Genomic DNA, 14,834 nt, shown 5'->3' on the forward strand with positions numbered 1-14,834 from the left:
GGGCAGGACATCGCGCCTCAGCCTGCCGGTCGGCCAGCGTGGCGGCATTCAGCTTGCCGGCACGGCGGCGGCACTTGCCTGCGCGGCCATCGTTCTGGTGGCCGGCCGCCTGGCCGACTCGCCGCTACTCGATTTTCCGGCGCTGCAAGGTCTCAATCTGCGAGGCGGCCTGCGCATTCCGCCGGAGTTTGCGACACTGGCCATCGCGATCGCCATCTATGGCGGCTCCTACATCGCCGAGATCGTGCGCGGCGGGTTCAAGGCTGTCGGCAAGGGCCAGGTCGAGGCGGCTCTTTCCCTGGGCCTCGGCCCGTGGCGGGTCTTCATGCTGGTGCGGCTGCCGCTGGCACTACGCGCCATGCTGCCAATCCTCGCCAACCAGTATGTCTGGCTGATGAAGGCGACCACAATGGGCATCGCGGTGGGCTTCACCGATTTCTTCATGATCGTGGCGCTGACGATCAACCATTCCGGCCAGACAATCGAAGCGATCGGCATCCTGATGGCTGGCTTCCTCGTCATCAACCTCAGCCTCGCCGCCATCTTCAACCGCATCAACAAAGCAATCGCCCTCAAGGGCAACCAGTTGAGGGGGTGAGGGATGGAAATGGTCGTTGTCGCCCCTCCTGCCATTGGCAAGATCGAGGATCTGAGGCGGCGCTTCTTTGCGACGCCCCTGCAGGCATTGCTGTCGCTGGCTTCCCTGGCGGTCATGGTCTTCCTGGCCTGGAAGCTCCTGAATTGGGCGGTTTTCTCGGCTGTCTTCACGACGAGCGGCGGACCCGAAGCCTGCCAGGCGGCGGCGGGAGCCTGCTGGTCGGTCATTGCCGCGCGATGGCGCATCATCCTGTTCGGCCTCTATCCCTATGACGAGCAGTGGCGGTCGGCCCTGGCTTGCCTGATCGTCGTGGTCATGACGGTGCTAAGTTGCGTTCCAGCCTTCTGGTCGGGTCGCCGCATCGCACTCGTATGGGGAGCCGGAACGGCGCTTTTCTACGTGCTGATGAAGGGCGGCGTGCTTGGTCTGCCCTATGTCGGCGAGGAGGCCTGGGGCGGACTGGCGCTGACCCTGTTCATCTTCGTGACCACCTGCCTGATCGGCTTCCCGCTGGCGATCTGCCTGGCGCTGCTGCGCCGCTCCGGCCTGCCATGGATTTCCCGCACCTCCGGCCTCATTATCGACGGGGTGCGTTCATTGCCTCTGATCTCGATCCTGTTCACCTTCGCCATCGTGCTGCCGTTCGCACTGCCGCAATGGCTGGTGGGCGACAAGCTGTACCGGGTGATCCTGGGCTCGGCCCTGTTTTTTTCCGCCTATCAGGCGGAGATCGTCAGGGGTGGGATGCAGGGCGTTCCCAGTGGGCAAGAAGAGGCAGCCATGGCGCTTGGCATGCGCTATTGGCAGCGCGTCGGCCGCATTCTTCTACCGCAGGCCATGCGCAATGCGCTGCCGGCGACGATCAACCAGTTCGTGATCTCGTTCAAGGAAACCTCGCTGGTGATCATCGTCGGCTTCTTCGAGATCCTGGCCTCCGGCAATGCCGCCTACGGCACCGGCGAGTGGCGCTTCGCCTATGTCGAGGTCTATGCCTTCATCGCCTTCATCTACTTCATCTTCGTGTTCAGCCTGTCCCGCTATGGCGCTTTTCTCGAGCGCCGTATGTCGGTCGGCGAACGATAGGGGGCGTTTACGTGCTTTCAGGAAACTCGCCCCGATCCAGCGGCCCCGCGGTGCTGATCGAAAATCTCGACAAATATTACGGGACATTCCAGGCGCTGCGAAAGTTGAGCTTGTCCGTGGATCGCGGCGAGAGGATCGTCGTCTGCGGCCCGTCCGGCTCCGGCAAGTCCACCATGATCCGCTGCATCAACCGTCTGGAGCAGCACAATGGCGGCCGGATCACCGTGCTCGGCACCGAGCTCAACGACGATGTCGGCAACATCGACGGGATCAGGCGGGAAGTCGGCATGGTGTTCCAGCACTTCAACCTGTTTCCACACATGACGGTGCTGGAGAACTGCATGCTCGCGCCCATGATCGTGCGCAAGGTGCCGCGCGCGGATGCCGAGGCGACCGCCCGGCGCTATCTGGAGAAGGTACGCATTCCCGAACAGGCGATGAAGTATCCCGGTCAGTTGTCCGGCGGCCAGCAACAGCGGGTCGCGATAGCGCGTGCCCTTTGCATGCAGCCCGAGATCATGCTGTTCGATGAGCCGACCTCTGCGCTCGACCCGGAAATGATCGCGGAAGTGCTCGACGTCATAGTCACGCTCGCCTCTGAAGGCATGACAATGATCTGCGTCACGCATGAGATGGGTTTTGCGCGCCGGGTTGCCGACCGGGTAATTTTCATGGATGGAGGCGAGATCGTCGAACAGGCGCCTCCCGATGAATTCTTCACCTCCTCCCGCAACGAGCGCACGCGGCAGTTCCTGTCGCAGGTGCTTGGTCACTGATCGATGCAACGATCCCGCGTCAGGCCGCAGCCATGTCCGTGACTGATCCCGTCACCGCCTTGCGCGAGATGCTCGGACCGAAAGGCTGGCTTTCGGGCAGCGATGCAAGGCCCTATCAGCGCGATTGGCTCGATCGCTACGGCGTCGCGGCTCTGGGCGTGGCCAGGCCTGCGGATACCTCCGAAGTAGCCAGTGTCGTAAAGACATGCCACGCGGCCGGCCTGGCGGTCGTGCCGCAAGGCGGCAACACCGGGCTTTGCGGCGGCGCCGTCGCCGATCGGCCGAATGCGGTGATCGTTTCGCTTTCGCGCATGACGGCGATCGGCAAACCGGACTTGGACAGCGGCTCGATCCTCGTCGAGGCGGGAGCCGTGCTTGCCGCGTTGCACGAGGCGCTGGAACCGCACGGCCTGATGTTTCCGATGCATCTCGGCGCGGAAGGCAGCGCCAGGATCGGCGGCCTGGTCGGCACCAATGCCGGCGGCAGCCAGGCATTCCGGTATGGCATGATGCAAGACCTCGTGCTTGGCCTGGAGGTCGTGACCCCTGACGGGGCGATATGGAACGGGCTGCGCGCGGTGCAGAAAGACAATGCCGGCTACCAGTTGCGCAAGCTCTATTGCGGCGCGGAAGGAACGCTTGGCATCGTGACGCGCGCGATCCTGCGGCTCTACCCGATGCCGCGGCGGCAGGCGAGCGCGCTTGTCGTCATGTCCGATTTCGCCGCGGCGGTTTCGTTTGGCACCTTTCTGCGGGGCGAGGTGGGGGAATTCCTGACCGGGCTCGAGTTCTTCTCCGACATCGGGCTGGGACTGGCCCTCAAACACCTGCCCGACCTCGCCTACCAGTTGGAGGCACGCGGCGAGGTCTATGTGCTGGTCGAACTGGCATCGGGCGCCCCCCGCGTTCCGCTCGACGAGATACTGGCTTCGGCGCTGGAGTGGGGCATGGAGCAAGGCCTGGTGCTGGACGGAGCATTGGCGGCGACGGGCGCGCATCGCGCACAATTCTGGCGGCTGCGAGAGGAGCAGCCGGAAGGACAGAGGCTGGAAGGAGAGCAGCTGAAGCACGACATCTCGGTGCCTCCGGGCGCTATCGCCCGTTTCGTCGAGGCCGGCGCAGAGATCTGCGACGACATTCTTCCCGGCGTGCGGATAAACCCGTTCGGGCATCTCGGCGACGGCAACATCCACTACAATCTGTCGCCGCCGGAAGGCCGCGCCGATTTTGACGGCAAGGCCGAGCGGTTCGCCGAGGCGCTATCGTCGCTCGCCACGGAAATGGGCGGCAGTTTCGCGGCCGAGCATGGACTTGGCCGCGCAAAGATCGCCATGGCCGACCGAAACCGCAGTCCATTGGAACGCGAACTCATGGCGCGGCTCAAGGATGCATTCGATCCACGGGACACGATGAATCCGGGCGTGCTGGTGCACGCTGCTCGGCAAAGAAAAACTTTCGAATAGACGGCATTTCTTGATTTCGCCCCGAACCGCCTGCGTGCACCTATGAACCGAAGGCAGGCTCGATCGACCTGCCGCCAAAGTGAGGATGTCGAAGCATGATCCGCAATGGCGGCCGCCTTCTCGTCGAGTGCCTGATCGGGCTTGGCGCGACCAGGAGCTTCGGCGTGCCCGGAGAAAGTTATCTGGCCGTCCTGGACGCGCTGCACGACACGCAGGGAAAGCTGGACTACACGCTTTGCCGCAATGAAGGCGGCGCGGCGTTCATGGCCTCGGCCTACGGCAAGTTGACCGGCTCGCCAGGCATCTGTTTCGTGACGCGCGGCCCAGGCGCCACCAACGCCAGCATCGGCGTTCACACGGCCATGCAGGACAGTTCGCCGATGATCCTGTTCGTCGGCCAGGTCGGCACCGACATGAAGGGCCGCGAAGCGTTTCAGGAAATCGACTACCGGGCGGTGTTCGGCACGGTCGCCAAATGGGCGGTCGAGATCGACGATGTCGCGCGCCTGCCCGAGATTGTGGCGCGGGCATGGACGACCGCATTGACCGGACGACCTGGTCCCGTCGTGGTCGCGCTGCCCGAGGACATGCTGACCACCATGACTGAAGCGGCTCCGCTCAGCGCACCGGCGGCCATTTTCGAGCCGGCACCGGCGCCGGAAGCGATCGCTTCGGCCTTCAAGCTGCTGGCCAAGGCCGAGAGGCCGGTCCTGCTCATGGGCGGCGCCAACTGGACCGTGGACGGACGCGCGGCGCTACAGGCTTTCGCAGAGGCTTCCGACATTCCTGTCGTGGCGGCCTTTCGCTATCAGGACCAGTTCGACAACCATTCGCCGGTCTTTGTCGGCGAGGCCGGCGTCGGCATGGTGGCGCATGTCAAAGCCCTGCTCCGCGAGGCCGACGTGATCCTGGCCGTCAATGTGCGTTTTGGCGAGATGACCACGGATGGCTATACGCTGCTGTCCGTGCCGGTGCCGCGCCAGAAACTGATCCATGTCCATGGCTCCGATCGCGAGATCGGCAAGATCTATGTGCCGGCCATCGGTATCCATGCCGGGCCGAACGCTTTTGCCCGGGCGTTGACGCCCGTCAAAGGCGGCTGGGCGGACTGGCGCGCCGCGGCCCGCAAAGCCTATGAAGGGACATTCGGCGCGCCCGTCCAGCCCGGCCCGGTGGACATGGTGGAGGTCAGCGCCTGGCTGCGCGAAAACCTGCCTGCCGACGTCATTCTCACCAACGGCGCCGGCAATTTCACCGTCTGGCCGAACAAGTTCTTCAAGTTCGGGCCGGACGCACGGCTGCTCGCCCCGCAGTCTGGCGCCATGGGCTACGGCCTGCCGGCGGCAATTGCCGCCAAGGTTGCGTTTCCAGAACGCACGGTCGTCTGCTTTGCCGGCGACGGCGACTTCCAGATGAATTGCCAGGAACTCGGAACCGCCATGCAGGCTGGCGCGCAGCCGATCGTGCTGATCCTCAACAACGGCATCTACGGCACGATCCGCGCCCATCAGGAGCGCCACTATCCGGCGCGCGTTTCGGGCACGTCGCTCGAAAACCCTGATTTCGTGACACTGGCAAAGGCCTATGGCTTCCATGCCGAGCGGGTCGAGGCGACGCGCGATTTCGCGGCGGCGTTCGATCGGGCGCTCGGATCCGTGACGGGAGCGGTCCTCGACATCGCCATATCTCCCGAAGCGCTGACGCCCCGACAGACCCTTTCCCAGATGCGTGACGCCGCGCTCGCTTCCCAGAAGGCCAAGGCATGACCTCCAAAGACGACATCCGTCTCGGCGCGGACATCGGCGGCACGTTCACCGACGTCGCGCTCGACCTCAGGGGAACGATCTTCTCCACCAAGGTGTTGACCAATTATGCGGCGCCCGAGCAGGCGATCCTGGACGGCATTGCCGTCGTCACGCGCGATGCCGGTATCGCGCTTGCCGAGATCGGCATCATCATCCACGGCACGACGCTGGCGACGAATGCGCTCATCGAACGCCGTGGCGCCAAGACCGCGCTGGTCACCACCGAAGGGTTCCGCGATGTCATCGAGATGCGCACGGAAAACCGCTTCGAGCAGTATGACCTCGACCTGCAGCTGCCGGCGCCGCTAATCCCGCGCGAGCACCGTTTCACGGTAAAGGGCCGGATCGGTGCGGAAGGCCAGGAGCTTCAGCCGCTCGACGAAGCCGCCCTGGAAGGCATTGCCGACCGGATCGCGGCCGGCGGCTTCGGCTCCGTGGCGATCGGCTTCATCCATGCCTACACCAACCCTGATCATGAGCGCCGGGCACGCGCTATCCTGTCCCGCAAGCTTACCATCCCGATTTCGATCAGCGCCGAAGTCTCGCCGCAGATGCGCGAGTTCGAACGCTTCAACACGGTCTGCGCCAACGCCTATGTGCGGCCGCAGATGGCGGACTATCTCGCGCGTTTCCAGACCCGCTTGAAGGAGATGGGCGCCGAGTGCCCGGTCTTCATGATCCATTCGGGCGGCGGTCTGATCTCGGTGGAGACGGCCTCGGAATTTCCCGTGCGCCTCGTTGAGTCCGGCCCGGCCGGCGGCGCCATCTTCGCCGCCGACATCGCCAGGCGATTCGGCCTGGAAAAGGTCGTCTCCTATGACATGGGCGGCACCACTGCAAAGATTTGCCTGATCGAGGATTATGCGCCGCGCACCGCCAGAACCTTCGAAGTGGCGCGTACCTATCGCTTCTGCAAAGGTTCCGGCATGCCGATCTCCATTCCCGTGATCGAGATGATCGAGATCGGCGCCGGCGGCGGGTCGATCGCCTGGGTCGACGCCATGGGCCGCATCCAGACCGGTCCCGAAAGTGCCGGATCGGAACCTGGCCCGGCCTGCTACGGCCGCGGCGGCAGGCGCCCGGCCATCACAGATGCCGACCTGGTGCTCGGCAAGCTCGATCCCGACAATTTCGCCGGCGGCGCCATCAGGCTGGACACGTCCGCATCCGAACAGGCGATCCTGCGCGATGTCGGCGAACGCCTGTCGCTCGATGCCATGGCGACGGCCTTCGGCATCTGCGAGGTGGTGGACGAGAACATGGCCAATGCCGCCCGCGTCCATGCCGTCGAAAACGGCAAAAACATTTCCGACAACGTGATGATCGCCTTCGGTGGCGCGGCCCCGCTTCACGCCGCAAGGCTTTGCGAGAAACTCGGCATCGACCAGTGCATCGTCCCCAAGGGCGCGGGCGTCGGATCGGCGATCGGCTTCCTCAAGGCTCCGTTCGGCTACGAAGCCCTGGCATCCCGGCTGACGCGGCTGTCGCAGTTCAAGCCGGCCGAGGCCAATGCTTTGCTCGATGACCTCAAAGTGTCAGCCGAAAGCTTCGTGCGGGCAGGGGCCAACGGTACGATCACATGCGAAATCACCGCCTTCATGCGCTACGCCGGCCAGGGCTGGGAAATCCCCGTGCCGCTGCCGGACGAGCCGTTCGGCAATGATGCCGCAACCACGCTCGAGGATTTGTTCCAGGCGAATTACCAACGCTTCTTCGGCCGCGCCATCGAAGGACTTGGCGGCCTGGAAATCGAGATCGTCACCTGGTCCGTGAAGGCGACGGATGTCCGGCCTGCTGTCGCCAGGCACGAGCTGATCACCGGCAAGCGGACCACTCAGCCGGCAACAAGCCGCGCGGTGTTCGATCCGGCCAGCGGTGCGCCACGGACCTATGGCATCGTCGAACGGGAGGGGCTGTGCACCGGCGATCGGGTGGCGGGCCCGGTCATCATCGTCGAACGCGAGACGTCCACCGTCGTCACCACGAGCTTCGACGCCGTCATCCAGAGCGACGGAGCGATCCTTCTGATCCGCAAAGGCAGCCAGGCATGAGCGACATCAGTGAAATCCGCATGCAGGTTATGTGGAACCGGTTGATCTCGGTGGTCGAGGAGCAGGCCCTCACCTTGCTGCGCACGGCTTTCTCGACATCGGTGCGCGAATCCGGCGACCTGTCGGCGGGCGTGTTCGATCCCCGCGGCCAGATGCTGGCACAGGCGGTGACGGGAACGCCCGGCCATGTCAACACCATGGCCGAGGCGGTGCTGCATTTCATGAACGAAATCCCGCGCGAAACCATGTTCGAGGGCGACACCTACGTCACCAATGACCCCTGGTTGGGCACGGGCCACCTGCACGATATCACCATGGTGTCGCCGTCGTTCCTGAACGGCGAATTGGTTGCGTTCTTCGCCTGCACGGCGCATGTGGTCGATGTCGGTGGGCGCGGCTTTGGCGCTGACGGCAAGTCGGTCTACGAGGAAGGCATCCAGATCCCGATCATGAAGTTCGCGGAGAAGGGCAAGGTCAATCTCGATCTCGTCAGGATCCTGCGCGCCAACGTCCGCGAGCCGAACCAGGTCGTCGGCGATTTCTATTCACTCGCCGCCTGCAACGAAGTCGGCCACCGACGCCTCGTCGACATGATGAAGGAGATCGGCCTGGCATCGCTGGACGGGCTTGGCGAGTTCATCTTCTCGCGCACCCGCGACGCCATGGTCGAACGCATCAAGGCGATGCCCAAAGGCAGCTGGTCGAACGCGCTGGTGACCGACGGCTACGACGAGCCGGTGAAACTCGCGGCGACCGTCACTGTTCGGGACGCCGGCGTCGAGGTCGATTTCACCGGTACCGACCCGATGAGCCGATGGGGCATCAACTGCCCGATCATCTACAGCAAGGCCTATGCCTGCTACGCGTTGAAATGCGTGGTGGCGCCCGATATTCCTAACAATGCCGCGTCGCTCGCCTTCTTCACCGTGTCGTCTCCGGTCAACATCCTGAACGCCGTGCGGCCGGCGCCGGTGGCGCTCAGGCACATCTTCGGCCATATGGTTCCCGATCTGGTGCTCGGCGCGATCGCCAAGGCGATGCCCGGCAAGATCCTTGCCGAGGGCGCCGGCGCACTGTGGAACATCCATATCTCGGTTCGGCCGGTCTCCGGCGGTTCGGGCCGCCGCGCCGAGGTGCTGATGTTCAATTCCGGCGGCATGGGCGCGCGCCCCGGTCTCGACGGATTGTCGGCGACGGCTTTCCCCTCCGGCGTCCATACGATGCCGATCGAGGCAACGGAGCACACCGGCCCGATCGTCATCTGGCGCAAGGAACTGCGGCCCGATTCCGGCGGCGACGGCGAGTTCCGCGGCGGGCTCGGGCAGGTTATCGAAATCGAGGCGATCGAGGGCCATGAATTCGACTTTTCGGCCATGTTCGACCGCGTCAATCATCCCGCCCACGGGCGCAACGGCGGCGGACCTGGAGTGGCCGGCGTGGTCAGGCTGGACGATGGCACGCAGATGCGACCTAAAGGCTGGCAGCATGTTCCGGCCGGCCGTCGGCTGATCCTCCAATTGCCGGGCGGCGGCGGCTATGGCGATCCGTCCAAGCGCAGCACCGAGGCGCGGGCGAACGACCGCTCCAAGGAATACATTTCGGAGAACGGCAAATGAGCTACATTGCCTCGCGCCTGTCTGCGGTGAAGCCGTCGGCGTCCATGGCTGCTTCGCAGGCAGCCAGGGCCCTGCGCGCCAAGGGCGTCGACGTGATCGATCTTGGCCTGGGCGAGCCGGATTTCCCGACACCGAGCCATATCATCGAAGCGGCGCATGTCGCCGCGAAGGCCGGCCAGACGCTATACACGGGTGCCGCCGGCACGGCCGAGGTGCGCGAAGCCGTGGCCGGCAAGTTCCGCCGCGAAAACGGACTGGACTACACGGCGGACGACGTCGTCGTGGCCAATGGCGCCAAGCAGATCATCTTCAACGCGCTGATGGCGACGCTGGAGTCTGGTGACGAAGCGATCCTGCCGGCGCCCTACTTCGTCTCCTATCCCGAGATGGTGAAGCTGCTCGGCGGCAGGCCTGTCCTCATCGAGTGCCCGGAAACTTCGGGCTTCCGGCTGACGCCGGAGCTGCTCGAAAAAGCCATCACTCCAAGGACGAAATGGCTGTTCCTCAACATGCCCGGCAACCCCTCCGGCGCCATATATTCGCAATCGGACCTGCGGGCACTCGGAGCGGTTTTGGCAAGGCATCCGCAGGTGCTGGTGCTTTCCGACGAGATTTACGAGCACATCCTGTTCGACGGACGCGACTTCGTCTCCTTCGGCAAGGCTTGCCCGGAACTCAGGGACCGCACCCTGATCGTCAACGGCGTCTCCAAATCCTATGCGATGACCGGGTGGCGTGTCGGCTATGCCGCCGGGCCGGCGCCGCTCACCAGGGCGATGGCGATCATCCAGAGCCAGTCCTGCACGTCCGTCTGCTCGATCGCGCAAGCGGCGACGGTGGCCGCGCTCAACGGCCCCCAGGACGAGGTGGCACGCTTTCGGCAGGCGTTCGAGGCGCGCCGCGACCTTGTCGTCGACGGCATCAGGCGGATCAACGGTCTTACGCTTTCGCCACCGGAAGGCGCCTTCTATGCCTATATCGGCTGCGCCAGCCTGATCGGCCGCAGGACCCCAAAAGGCGTCGTGCTCGAGGACGACACGGCAGTGGCGAATTATCTCCTGAACGAAGGGCGCGTGGCCTCGGTGCCGGGCGCCGCCTATGGACTTTCCCCCTATTTCCGCATCTCGACCGCGACCGGCGAAGAGGTGCTGACCGAAGCGATCGCGCGCATCAACGCCGCCGTCGCGCAAGTGGAGTAAATCATGCCGCATTACGAACGCATCCTGATCACCGGCGCGGCCGGCCGCCTCGGTTCGGAACTGCGAAAGGGGCTGGTGCCGCTGGCAAAAACGATCCGCCTGGCCGGCCGCGAACCGTTCGGCGATCTTGCTCCACACGAGGAAGAAGCGGTCTTCGACCTCGCCGATATGGAGGCGACGATTGCCGCCACCAAGGATTGCGACGCGATCGTGCATTTCGGCGGCGCACCACTCGAATGCGAATGGCAAACCATCCTGGATTCCAGCATCCGCGGCTCCTATCACATCTACGAGGGCGCCCGGAAACACGGGGTGAAACGAGTCATCTATGCCTCCTCCGTGCATGCCGTCGGCTATCACGAGGTCGAGGCGCATATCGGCGTCGACGCGCCGGTGCGTCCCGACAGCCTCTATGGCGTGTCGAAGAACTTCGTCGAGAGCCTGAGCCGGCTTTACTGGGACAAGTTCGGCATCGAGACGGCGTGCCTGCGCATCTTTTCGTCCTTCCCCGAACCGGCGGACCGTCGCATGCTGTGGTCATACCTCTCCTTCGCCGATTGTGTGCGTCTGGTCGAGGCAGCTCTCACCGCGCCGCGCGTCGGCCATACGATCTCCTTCGGCCTTTCCGACAACAAGGTGAAAACGGTCGACAACAGCGGCGCCAACCATCTGGGGTTTTCTCCGCAGGATAGTGCCGAGCCGTTCCGCGCAGCGGTCGAGGGGAAGACGCAGATTCCGGATCCCAAGGCGCCATCGGTGCAGTATCTGGGCGGGTGGTTCTGCGAGCTTGGCCATCCGGACGACAAGCGGGCGTAGCTATCGAAATACCAATCCGCTCGATGGCGCAGACCGGAAGCCGAGATGCGGCAGGCGATGGATTCACGCATGGTGGCGGAGATCGAGGAGGTTGTCGGCGGCGCCGGCTTCGATGTGCCACGCTGACCACGGTCATGGATCAGATCTGGCAGCGGTACCTGCAGACGATGCCCGACCTTCCCGCGCAAGCATTTCATCCACCATGGGCGTCGAAGGCTTAGAGATTTATGCGCTGCGCGCTTCTCGTCGCACATGTTCCACGTCGGCCACCAGATGGCCGCCTGAAATGTTGACGGTTGCCGGTCGTCATCGGTTTTGGGATTCTCACCTGATCTGGTAGTGGGATCCAAATCACAGGAGATGGCATGCCGAACGATGTAATCGTGCGCGACAGCAATGGCGCTCAATTGAATGACGGTGATTCCGTAACGCTGATCAAAGACCTCAAAGTCAAAGGCACTTCGGAGACGATCAAGCGCGGCACGTTGGTGAAGGCCATTCGCCTGAACGGCAATCCCGGCGAGATCGAATGCAATACCAAGCAAGTGAAAGGCCTGGTGCTCAAGACCGAGTTCGTGAAGAAGGCGTGAGCCTCAAGGCGGCAAGCGATCTCGATGGCTCCTTCGGGATTTTGGAGAGCCTGCCGTCGCCAAGGGGGCTGCGGAGCCGTTGAGCGGCCGGCACCCGGTCGTTGCGCTGCGAATTGATAACTTCGCCGACCAGGCACAATCAAAAAAATCGCCAAGTCCCAAGCTGGAACCTCCGGCCTCATTGCGCGTTTCACGGCGTCCCGTTCGCGGACTCGCCCGGATATCTCTCCAAGCGCGCGAAAAACCAGGAGCCCGCTTCATGCACGACAAGCTGTTTCATTCACCGGTCGCACTGTCGGTCGGCCTCGGCTTCAAGCGCGAGATTGCCTCGCTGGCCGAAATGCACGATTTCCTCACCAATTGGACGACCTCCCGCCGCGGCCCGCTTTACCGAAACGCGGTGGAGACATGTGATCTGGCCGTTCCAGGTTATGTGAGCGTCGAGCAGGCGCGCCGGGCGTTGCTCGAATTCGCGCAAGCCGCCGGCATCCTGTGGCCGGACCTCGAGCCGGTGGCGGGCGTGCACGCCGTTGCGCGTGGCTATGGCGGCTACGCCGCCTGAAGATTGATGTTCTCCGTGGCGGCTAAAGCCACACCACCATAGAAAGCCCGGCTGGCCCTCAGCCGGGCTTTCGCGTTTCCGGCAGCTCGCAAGGAAATCGCAATCCTGTAGCCGTGTGTCTTGGGCGACAATCCCTGCGTGGAGTGTCGGGAAGAGCCCGCGCAAAAATCTTTATGAAATTCTTATTTCTTTCCACTGCGCCCCGTCTCGAACCTTTATGGCGATCGGGTCCATATTCCTTTTAGAAAATACAACCGGTTCCGTCGCCAAAGATGCGACGGGACACTTTCGAGATATTGCGAACTCTCCTGTCAAATTCGCAAAGTACAAAAGAACAAAAGGAATAAACACAATGGATATGGCCGTTATCGGAATCGGAATTTTGTTCTTTGCCCTTTGTTTCGCCTACATAAAAGCTTGTGACGCGCTCTAGAGCGAGGCTGAAAAAATGATCGTCGACTATATTCTCGGTGGCGGCGTTACGCTGTTCCTGCTCGCCTACCTGACATACGCCCTCGTTCGTCCAGAACGCTTCTGAAGGCACGGAAAGCCACACCCATGACACTGAACGGTTGGATACAGATCCTGGTCTATTGCGGGATCGTCGTTTTGCTGGTGAAGCCGCTCGGCGGCTACATGCACCGCGTCTTCAACGGCGACCGCACGCTGCTTTCGCCGTTCCTTCGCCCGCTTGAGCGTGGGCTTTATCGTATTTGCGGAACCAGCGAACGCGAGGAACAGCACTGGACCACCTACGCGGTCGCCCTGCTGCTCTTCAATCTCGCCGGCTTCCTGGTGCTTTATGCGCTGCAGCGTCTGCAGGGCAGCCTGCCTTACAACCCTGCCGGCATGACAGCGGTTGAACCAGGGTTGGCCTTCAACACCGCCGCCAGCTTCATGACCAACACCAACTGGCAGAACTATGGTGGCGAGAGCACGATGTCCTATCTCGTGCAGATGGCCGGGCTGACGGTGCAGAACTTCGTTTCGGCGGCCACCGGCATTGCCATCGCCATTGCGCTGATCCGCGGCTTTGCCCGGGCGTCCAGCAAGTCGATCGGCAATTTCTGGGTCGATATGACCCGCTCCACACTCTATTTGCTTCTGCCGTTCTGCATCGTGCTGACGCTGGTCTATGTCTGGCTCGGCATGCCGCAGACGCTCGGCGCCTACGTCAACGCCACGACGCTGGAAGGCGCGCAGCAGACCATCGCCGTCGGCCCGGTCGCTTCGCAGGTGGCCATCAAGATGCTCGGCACCAATGGCGGCGGTTTCTTCAACGCCAATGCCGCGCACCCGTTCGAGAACCCCGACGCGATCTCCAACCTGATCCAGATGGTGTCGATCTTCGCCATCGGCGCCGCCTTGACCAATGTCTTCGGCCGCATGATCGGCAACCAGCGCCAGGGCTGGGCGATCCTCTCGGCCATGGGCGTCATGTTCATCGCCGGTGTCGCCATCTGCTACTGGGCGGAAGCCGCCGGCAACCCGCTGGTGCATGCGCTGGGCATCGACGGCGGCAACATGGAGGGCAAGGAGAGCCGCTTCGGCATCGCCCTGTCGGCGCTGTTTGCCGTCATCACCACGGCCGCTTCCTGCGGCGCCGTCAACGCCATGCACGGCTCCTTCACCGCGCTCGGCGGCATGATCCCGATCATCAACATGCAGCTTGGCGAAGTTATCGTCGGCGGTGTCGGCGCCGGTCTCTACGGCATCCTGATGTACATCGTCATCGCCGTCTTCGTCGCCGGCCTGATGGTCGGCCGCACGCCCGAATATCTGGGCAAGAAGATCGAGGCCAAGGAGGTCAAGATGGCTATGCTGGCCATACTGTGCCTGCCGCTGGCGATGCTGATCTTCACGGCCATCGCCGTCGTGCTGCCGACCGGCGTGGCGTCGATGGGCAATGCCGGCCCGCACGGCTTCTCCGAGGTTCTGTATGCCTACACTTCGGCGGCGGCCAACAACGGTTCGGCCTTTGGCGGCCTCAGCGGCAACACGCCCTGGTACAACATCACGATCGGCATCGGCATGCTGATGGGCCGCTTCCTGGTCATCATCCCGGCGCTGGCCATTGCCGGCTCGCTGGTGGCGAAGAAAACGGTTCCGGCTTCCGCCGGCACCTTCCCGACCGATGGCCCTCTGTTCGTCGGGCTGCTGGTCGGCGTCATCCTGATCGTCGGTGGCCTCACCTTCTTCCCGGCGCTCGCCGTCGGGCCGATCATCGAGCACCTGGCGATGGCTCACGGGCAGACCTTCTGAGACCGTCATGTCC

At 63.5% G+C, this 14,834-nt stretch carries 13 protein-coding genes; all 13 read left to right on the forward strand.

The genetic code is table 11. From position 1 onward, the window contains the following. On the forward strand, positions 1 to 598 hold a 598-nt coding region (locus EN750_RS00005), incomplete at its 5' end, for an ABC transporter permease subunit (RefSeq protein WP_127395252.1). A 3-nt stretch (positions 599 to 601) separates the two neighbouring features. Further along, complete coding sequence (locus tag EN750_RS00010; RefSeq protein ID WP_127395253.1) at positions 602 to 1,681, forward strand: amino acid ABC transporter permease; 1,080 nt, start codon at positions 602 to 604, stop codon at positions 1,679 to 1,681. Positions 1,682 to 1,692: 11 nt separating this feature from the next. Continuing rightward, a complete protein-coding gene (locus EN750_RS00015) occupies positions 1,693 to 2,457 on the forward strand; it encodes an amino acid ABC transporter ATP-binding protein (protein WP_127395254.1) in 765 nt (254 codons plus the stop codon). 32 nt (positions 2,458 to 2,489) lie between these two features. After that, on the forward strand, positions 2,490 to 3,920 hold the full coding sequence (locus tag EN750_RS00020; RefSeq protein ID WP_245481872.1) for an FAD-binding oxidoreductase: 1,431 nt from the start codon (positions 2,490 to 2,492) through the stop codon (positions 3,918 to 3,920). Positions 3,921 to 4,015: 95 nt separating this feature from the next. After that, on the forward strand, positions 4,016 to 5,686 hold the full coding sequence (locus EN750_RS00025) for a thiamine pyrophosphate-binding protein (RefSeq protein WP_127395255.1): 1,671 nt from the start codon (positions 4,016 to 4,018) through the stop codon (positions 5,684 to 5,686). Next, on the forward strand, positions 5,683 to 7,776 hold the full coding sequence (locus tag EN750_RS00030) for a hydantoinase/oxoprolinase family protein (protein WP_127395256.1): 2,094 nt from the start codon (positions 5,683 to 5,685) through the stop codon (positions 7,774 to 7,776). Before EN750_RS00025 ends, EN750_RS00030 begins: the two co-directional genes overlap by 4 nt. Continuing rightward, a complete protein-coding gene (locus EN750_RS00035) occupies positions 7,773 to 9,392 on the forward strand; it encodes a hydantoinase B/oxoprolinase family protein (protein WP_127320509.1) in 1,620 nt (539 codons plus the stop codon). The genes EN750_RS00030 and EN750_RS00035 overlap by 4 nt, the downstream gene beginning before the upstream one ends. Beyond that, positions 9,389 to 10,591, forward strand: a complete 1,203-nt coding sequence (locus EN750_RS00040; protein WP_127395257.1) for a pyridoxal phosphate-dependent aminotransferase — start codon at positions 9,389 to 9,391, stop codon at positions 10,589 to 10,591. The genes EN750_RS00035 and EN750_RS00040 overlap by 4 nt, the downstream gene beginning before the upstream one ends. A gap of 3 nt (positions 10,592 to 10,594) precedes the next feature. Continuing rightward, positions 10,595 to 11,407, forward strand: coding sequence for an NAD(P)-dependent oxidoreductase (locus EN750_RS00045; RefSeq protein WP_127395258.1), 813 nt, complete (start codon positions 10,595 to 10,597; stop codon positions 11,405 to 11,407). Between the two features lie 365 nt (positions 11,408 to 11,772). Next, positions 11,773 to 11,997 (forward strand): alkylphosphonate utilization protein, encoded by a 225-nt coding sequence (locus EN750_RS00050; protein ID WP_013529641.1) that lies wholly within the window; start codon positions 11,773 to 11,775, stop codon positions 11,995 to 11,997. Positions 11,998 to 12,256: 259 nt separating this feature from the next. Continuing rightward, positions 12,257 to 12,559, forward strand: a complete 303-nt coding sequence (locus EN750_RS00055; protein WP_127269540.1) for a DUF982 domain-containing protein — start codon at positions 12,257 to 12,259, stop codon at positions 12,557 to 12,559. A 448-nt stretch (positions 12,560 to 13,007) separates the two neighbouring features. Next, positions 13,008 to 13,097, forward strand: coding sequence for a K(+)-transporting ATPase subunit F (locus EN750_RS00065; protein WP_032808122.1), 90 nt, complete (start codon positions 13,008 to 13,010; stop codon positions 13,095 to 13,097). Between the two features lie 20 nt (positions 13,098 to 13,117). Next, on the forward strand, positions 13,118 to 14,821 hold the full coding sequence (gene kdpA / locus EN750_RS00070; RefSeq protein WP_127395260.1) for a potassium-transporting ATPase subunit KdpA: 1,704 nt from the start codon (positions 13,118 to 13,120) through the stop codon (positions 14,819 to 14,821). Positions 14,822 to 14,834 lie beyond the last annotated feature (13 nt).

Origin of the sequence: Mesorhizobium sp. M7A.F.Ca.ET.027.03.2.1, assembly GCF_003999175.1 — a bacterium.
Lineage (GTDB): Bacteria > Pseudomonadota > Alphaproteobacteria > Rhizobiales > Rhizobiaceae > Mesorhizobium.